This window comes from Mesorhizobium sp. M7A.F.Ca.CA.002.04.1.1 (assembly GCF_004022805.1).
Lineage (GTDB): Bacteria > Pseudomonadota > Alphaproteobacteria > Rhizobiales > Rhizobiaceae > Mesorhizobium > Mesorhizobium ciceri.
Map to the genome: position 1 here is coordinate 1 of NZ_RZPL01000282.1, position 6,616 is coordinate 6,616.

Below are 6,616 nucleotides of genomic sequence, written 5' to 3' on the forward strand. Positions count from 1 at the left end.
TTCAATGTGTTGACGTCGGCGACGAGCTGGTTCTCGCGGGCCTTTGCCGTCTCGGCCTGCATCAACAGGCCTTTCATGATCTTCTGGGCCTCGCTGCGGATCTGCGCGTCGAGATCGGACAGTTGCGATTTCAGCGCGCGAATGCGCGGATGATTGCCAAGCAGCGTCGTCGACAGATCGGCGATGTTGGAGCGCAATTCGACCTGTCGCTCACGCAAGCGCTGGATCAGGTCCGATGACAGAACCTCCGGCACTGCGTCCAGCGAACCGCCATTCTGCAGCGCCCTGCGCACACCGTCGGCGGTCGCTTCGGCCGCAGCGCGGTTGGCGCGCACTTTCGACAGTTCGCTCGACAGTTCCGAAAGCTGCTGGGTGGCCAGCACCGAATTGTTGCCACCCATCAGAAGATCGGACTGGGCTCGGTAGGCGGCGACCTTCGCCTCCGCATCCTTGACCTGCCGCTGCAGGTCGGCGATCTCGGGCGCCAGGAAGTCTGCCGCGGCGCTGTTCGATTCGAGCTTGGCCGCCCCTTGCCCCGCTATATAGGCGGCAGCGATGGCGTCCGGTATGGCGGCCGCGAGCTTGGGATCTTCCGATGAGAACTCGATGGCAATGATGCGGGTCTTCTCGACGCCGTAGACGTTGAGCTTCTCGTGCATTTTCTTGAGCACGCGCTCTTCCGTCGGAATTTCCATCGGGTCGCTTTTCAGGCCGACCAGGACCAGAGCGCGGCTCAGCGCCGACATGTCGAGCGCTTCATTGAACTCGGGCAGTTTTTCCAGCCCAAGCTTTTGCGAGACCTGCTTGAGGATTTCGTTGGAGGAAATGATCTGGACCTGGGTGGCGACGCCCTGCTCGTCGAGAATAGGCTTGTCGGTGTCGTTGTTGTTGCTGGCCGGCCGCGTGTAGATGGATTCGCGCGGCGCGATCTCCACCTGCGTCTCGGCCTTGTAGTGCCGGGTTGCCAGCGAGGCGAAAGCAAAGGCCAGCCCGGTCGCCAACAGGACGACGAGGCCTATACGCAGCCAATTCCTCGCCAGGCTGGCGAAGAGCTGCCTGAGATCGACATCGACATCTGCGGCCGCGGACTGAACGGACATGCATCCCTACTCCGATACTGGGTCAGCACGCACCGTAAACAACTATGGTAACTCAGCCGTTAAGATCGCGGTAAGTTTCCGTTAGGGTTTACTGGCGGGCGACAAACAAAACCGCCAGAAATCGCAAAAACTCTTGCCGATGCGCCACGTGTCGGCCGCTCCCTTTACCGGCCATTAACCCTAACAGGATGATAACGGGCCTCGATCCCTGATGTTTGCTGCGACGCCGCAGCGGCCCAGTCGAAGGTACTTGTCCGGTCATGAAAAGCACTGCTTCCCTGTTTCGCGCGCTGCTTGCCGTATCGATGCTGGCTGGCTGTTCCAGCTACCGGCCGACGCCGGCCGCCTTCCATGAGGTGCTCGATCAGCCCTATCGTCTTGGCGCCGGCGATCGCGTCCGCGTCACCGTGTTCGAGCAGGACGGGCTGACCAACACCTACAGCGTCGATCAATCCGGCTATCTCTCCTTCCCGCTTGTCGGCGCCATACCGGCGCGCGGCCACACCGCGCAGCAGATGGAAAAGGAGATCGCCGACAAATTGCGGCAAGGCTATCTGCGCGATCCCGACGTTTCGGTCGAGATCGACCGCTACCGGCCGATCTTCGTCATGGGCGAAGTGGGTGCCGCCGGCCAATACTCTTACGTCCCCGGCCTGACGGTGCAGAAGGCAATCGCCATTGCCGGCGGCTTCACGCCGCGCGCCAACCAGGAAAGCGTCGACATCACCCGCGACATCAACGGCAAGGTGATGACCGGCCGCGTGGTCACCTCCGACCCGCTGCTGCCGGGCGATACGGTCTACGTCCGCGAACGCCTGTTCTGACAGATACCAAGTGGCGGACAGGCTCAGGATCGTCCATTGCTTTCGCTCACCCGTCGGAGGAATTTTCCGGCATGTGCGCGACCTGACCGAGGCGCAGGTCGCCGCCGGGCATTCCGTCGGCATCGTCTGCGATTCGACGACGGGCGGCGCGTTCGAGGAACATCTGTTCGAGCAGATGAAGAACATGCTGGCGCTCGGCATTCATCGCACGCCGATGCAGCGCCACGTCGGTCCCGGCGACCTTGCCTCGGCTTGGCGCACGTACAGGATCATCAAGGAATTGCGGCCGGACGTACTGCACGGGCACGGCGCCAAGGGTGGCGCCTATGCCCGTCTGTTCGGCTCGTTGTTGCGGGTATCAAGGTCTCGCGTAGCCCGCCTTTATTCGCCGCATGGCGGCTCCCTCCACTATGACGAGAACACGACCACCGGAAAGCTGTTCTTCGCGCTCGAGCGCTTCATGGCTCGCTTCACCGACTATCTGCTGTTTGTCTCGGACTATGAGCGGCGGACCTATCGCCACAAGGTCGGCGAGCCGCCCATTCCCAACACCCTCGTCTATAACGGCCTGCGCGCCACTGAATTCGAGCCGGTGATCACCGCGCCGGACGCAGCCGACCTGCTTTATATCGGCATGATGCGCGACCTGAAGGGGCCGGACATCTTCATCGACGCATTGGCGCTCGCCGGCCCACGGTTCGGCCGCGCGCTGACCGCGGTGATGGTCGGCGACGGCGACGACCTACCGCGTTACCACGGGCAAGTGAAACGCCTCGGGCTCGAGCGCCATGTCCGCTTCCTACCGCCGATGCCGGCCAGGGAGGCCTTTGCCCTTGCCGCGCTTATCATCGTTCCTTCGCGCGCCGAAGCCATGCCCTATATCGTCCTGGAAACGCTTGCCGCGGGAAAGCCGATGATCGCAACAGCGGTCGGCGGCATTCCGGAGATATTCGACACCGGTTCCCCTGCCCTGATCCGACCTGACCCGATCGAGCTCGCCGAAAGGATGAGCCAAGCGCTGGCCGACCCGGCCGCCTATCGCGACCTGATGCCGGATGGGGCCGACCTCAAGGCACGCTTCGGCGCCGATGTGATGGCCGCCGACATCGAGAACGCCTATTTCGCCGCGCTCGACAAGTAGGCGCAGGACCAAGCCGTTCCAAAGCCGTATGTTGTTTCAAGGGTTTCTTAGCTCTCTTTTGCTATGACCGAGGGGAAGCTTGCGGAAAGCCCTCATGAACGAGATCGACCCCGCGCGCCGCTTTTCAGCAGAGGCGGTGCGTAAATTCGACGGCCCGGCCGATGGCGACACGCCAAGCGGCATGAACGATGTCGCGCGCCAGGTCGCCTCGCAGTACCGGCGCGATACGATGTCGCCGATCATGGTCAGCGGCGTCCTGCGCATGGTCGAATTCGGCTTGCTGTTCCTGTCCGGGCTCGCCGTCTATTTCCATTATGTCGGGTTCTTCAATTATCTCGCCTGGCAGTATCCGGTAACGATCGCCGCCGCGTCGTTCCTTGCCGTGGTGCTGCTCGACGTCACCGACTGCTACCAGATCGTCGCCCTGATGCGGCCGATCGCCAATTTCGGCCGTGTGCTGCTGGTCTGGGCCGGCACTTTCGCCCTGATGGCGCTGACGGCGTTCGTCATGAAGATGTCGGAAAACTATTCGCGCCTTTTGTTGGGCAGCTGGTTCGTCATCGGCTTCGTTCTCATCTTCGGCCTCAGGCTGGTAATGTCGAAGCTGATCCGGGCCTGGGCGCGCGATGGCCGCATGGAGCGGCGCGCCGTCATCGTCGGCGGCGGCAAGGCGGCGGAAATCCTGATCCGCTCGGTCGAAAAGCAGCCCTACAACGATATCCGCATCTGCGGCATCTTCGACGATCGCAGCGACAAGCGCTCGCCGCCCATCGTCGCCGGCTACCCCAAGCTCGGCACCATTTCGGAACTGATTGAATTCGCCCGCATAGCCCGCATCGACATGCTGATCGTGTCGCTGCCGCTGACCGCCGAATCCCGCGTTCTGCAGTTGCTGAAGAAGCTGTGGGTGCTGCCGGTCGACATCCGGCTTTCGGCGCATTCCAACGCGCTGCAGTTTCGCCCGCGTGCCTATTCCTACATCGGCGCGGTGCCGATGCTGGATATCTTTGACAAGCCGATCAACGACTGGGATTCGGTGGCCAAACGCGCCTTCGATATCGTCTTCAGCCTGATCGGCATCGTCGTGTTCTCGCCGGTCATGCTGGCGACCGCCATCGCCATCAAGCTCGACAGCAAGGGTCCGGTGCTGTTCCATCAGAAGCGGCACGGTTTCAACAACGAGATCATCGAGGTCTATAAGTTCCGTTCGATGTATACCGACAAGGCCGACCCGACCGCCAAGCAGACGGTGACCAAGAACGATCCTCGCGTCACCCGCGTCGGCCGCTTCATCCGCAAGACCTCGATCGACGAGCTGCCGCAGTTCTTCAATTCGCTTCTGGGTTCGCTATCGCTGGTCGGCCCGCGTCCGCACGCCATCGCCGCGCAGTCGCATAACCTGCTCTACAACGAGGTCGTCGACGGCTATTTCGCCCGCCACAAGGTCAAGCCCGGCGTCACCGGCTGGGCGCAGATCAATGGCTGGCGCGGCGAGATGGACACCAACGAGAAGATCCGCATGCGCACGGAGTATGATCTCTACTACATCGAGAACTGGTCGCTGCTGTTCGATTTGCGGATCCTGTTCCTGACGCCGCTCCGGCTGCTCAATACGGAAAACGCCTATTGAGCGCGATCAGCCATGATCTGCCGCAGGTCGTGGTCAACGCCAAGCTGGTCGCGCTGATTTCCTCGGGCGCGGTCTTCATCGGCATTCTGCTGTCCGGCTTCGTCATCAGCGAGCCGGCGCCCTATGAGCTCTACATGGCGGGGCTGATTGCCATCTGGGCGCTTTTCGGCTTGCGGATTTCCCGCGCGGCAACGCCGCTGCTGGTGCTGCTGGTGACGATGAACATCGGCGGCATGATCTCCATGACGCAGATGGCGGACCTCGCCAACACGCCGCTCTATCTCGCCGTGTCGCTGTTTCTCGCCTTCAGCGCGGTGTTCTTCGCATCGATCACAGCCGTACAGCCGAGCCTCTACCGATTGATCTTCATTGCCTATGTGGTTTCGGCCGTGGCCACCTCGCTGCTTGGCATTGCAGGCTACTTCCATGCCTTTCCGGGCGCCGAGATGTTCACCAAATACGACCGTGCCGCCGGCGCCTTCCAGGATCCGAACGTGTTTGGACCGTTCCTGGTGCTGCCCGGCATCTATCTGCTCTATTTGCTCCTGACCGGACCGGTGACGCGCATGCCGCTGCTGGCGGTGCCACTGCTGATCATCACCGCCGGCATCTTCTTCTCCTTTTCGCGCGGCGCCTGGGGCATGTTCGCCGTTTCGGCCGTCCTGCTCACCGGCTGCCTGTTCCTGCAGAGCGCCAGCGGCATGTTCCGGCTGCGCGTGGTGGTGATGACGATTGCAGCACTGGCGCTGCTGGTCGTCGCCATGATCGTCATCCTGCAGCTGCCCGGCGTGTCGGAGATGTTCTCCAACCGTGCCCATCTCGAACAGAGCTACGACACCGCCCGCCTCGGCCGCTTCGCCCGCTACGGCATCGGCTTCCAGATGGCGATGGAGCATCCGTTCGGCATCGGCCCGCTGGTCTTCGGCACGATCTTCGGTGAAGACACCCACGACATCTGGCTGAAGATGCTGATGGATTATGGCTGGCTCGGCTTCGTGTCGTTCCTCGCGCTCGTCTTGTGGACGATAGCAGCCGGCTTCCGCATCCTGCTGCGCGACCGGCCGTGGCAGCCCTATCTCCTGTGCGCCTATGTCGCCTTCATCGGCAATATCGGGCTCGGCACCTTCATCGACATCGACCACTGGCGCCATGTCTACCTGCTGCTCGGCCTGATCTGGGGCGCCATCGCGCTGGAATATAGGCATCAACTGCTGTTGCGGCCTGCCTTACAGGGCTCGCCGGCACCGGCATAAAAGTCGCGGGAGTGAGAGGGCTTCACGTTGGCCTTCGGTGGAGATCCGGCCCGCTCTACATCACGACGAAGACAGCTTCGAGAGCTTCCCGAATACGAAGTTTCTGATGGATTTCCTGACTAGGCGCTCTACATGCGCTTTACTCGGCTTCATTTGCGTTTTGAAGCGTCAGGCCAGTGTAGATCGAGTGCTCGACGGACGGTTGGTCCATGGCAAAAATATGCGGTTGTGGCAAAAACATCACATAATTTCATTTCGCTCCCGGCTATTGTTGTTCCCGAGGGAATTACTTGGGTTGGGAGAAATACGTGAATAGATTCTTAGCAGTTCTCGCGGTTGCCGCCCTGTCGGCAAGCACCGCGTCAGCAGCAGACATGTTGGCCCCGGTTGCGGGGTCGGCCTATGACTGGAGCGGCCTCTATGTCGGCGGCCATCTCGGCGTTGCCAATGGTGACATCACGGCAACGGATATGACCGAGCCAAACGGTGGGTTCTTCACCGACCTCGTTCCGGCGGGAACAGAAGGATTTGACTTCAACAAAGCCGGCGTAGCCGGCGGTATCCATGCAGGCGCGCAATGGCAGTGGGGACAGTTCATTCTGGGCGGCGAAGCGACCTGGACGGCAACGGGCATCCGCAAGACCATCACCAGCCCCTATTTCCCGGAC

Annotated in this window: 5 protein-coding genes and 1 pseudogene; 5 read left to right on the forward strand and 1 reads right to left on the reverse strand. The window is 61.7% G+C overall.

Features of this window, described 5'->3' with window-relative positions; translation table 11 throughout:
• On the reverse strand, positions 1-1,100 hold a 1,100-nt coding region (locus ENZ75_RS16285; protein ID WP_164887842.1), incomplete at its 3' end, for a GumC family protein.
• Between the two features lie 260 nt (positions 1,101-1,360).
• Here ENZ75_RS16285 and ENZ75_RS16290 point away from each other — a divergent pair.
• From ENZ75_RS16290 to ENZ75_RS16310, 5 genes and pseudogenes are all read left to right on the forward strand, one after another.
• Positions 1,361-1,924, forward strand: coding sequence for a polysaccharide biosynthesis/export family protein (locus ENZ75_RS16290; protein ID WP_013532220.1), 564 nt, complete (start codon positions 1,361-1,363; stop codon positions 1,922-1,924).
• Positions 1,925-1,934: 10 nt separating this feature from the next.
• A complete protein-coding gene (locus ENZ75_RS16295) occupies positions 1,935-3,065 on the forward strand; it encodes a glycosyltransferase family 4 protein (RefSeq protein ID WP_063167774.1) in 1,131 nt (376 codons plus the stop codon).
• A gap of 94 nt (positions 3,066-3,159) precedes the next feature.
• Positions 3,160-4,695, forward strand: coding sequence for an undecaprenyl-phosphate glucose phosphotransferase (locus tag ENZ75_RS16300; RefSeq protein ID WP_063167773.1), 1,536 nt, complete (start codon positions 3,160-3,162; stop codon positions 4,693-4,695).
• A complete protein-coding gene (locus ENZ75_RS16305; protein ID WP_063167772.1) occupies positions 4,692-5,948 on the forward strand; it encodes an O-antigen ligase family protein in 1,257 nt (418 codons plus the stop codon). Before ENZ75_RS16300 ends, ENZ75_RS16305 begins: the two co-directional genes overlap by 4 nt.
• 374 nt (positions 5,949-6,322) lie before the next feature.
• Positions 6,323-6,616, forward strand: a pseudogene (locus tag ENZ75_RS16310) (porin family protein); the annotation flags it as partial.

What these genes read in the sequence shown, in the direction of transcription:
- ENZ75_RS16290 (WP_013532220.1), top strand. Translation starts at nt 1,361, where the DNA reads ATGAAAAGCACTGCTTCCCTGTTTCGCGCGCTGCTTGCCGTATCGATG.
- ENZ75_RS16300 (WP_063167773.1), top strand. Translation starts at nt 3,160, where the DNA reads ATGAACGAGATCGACCCCGCGCGCCGCTTTTCAGCAGAGGCGGTGCGT.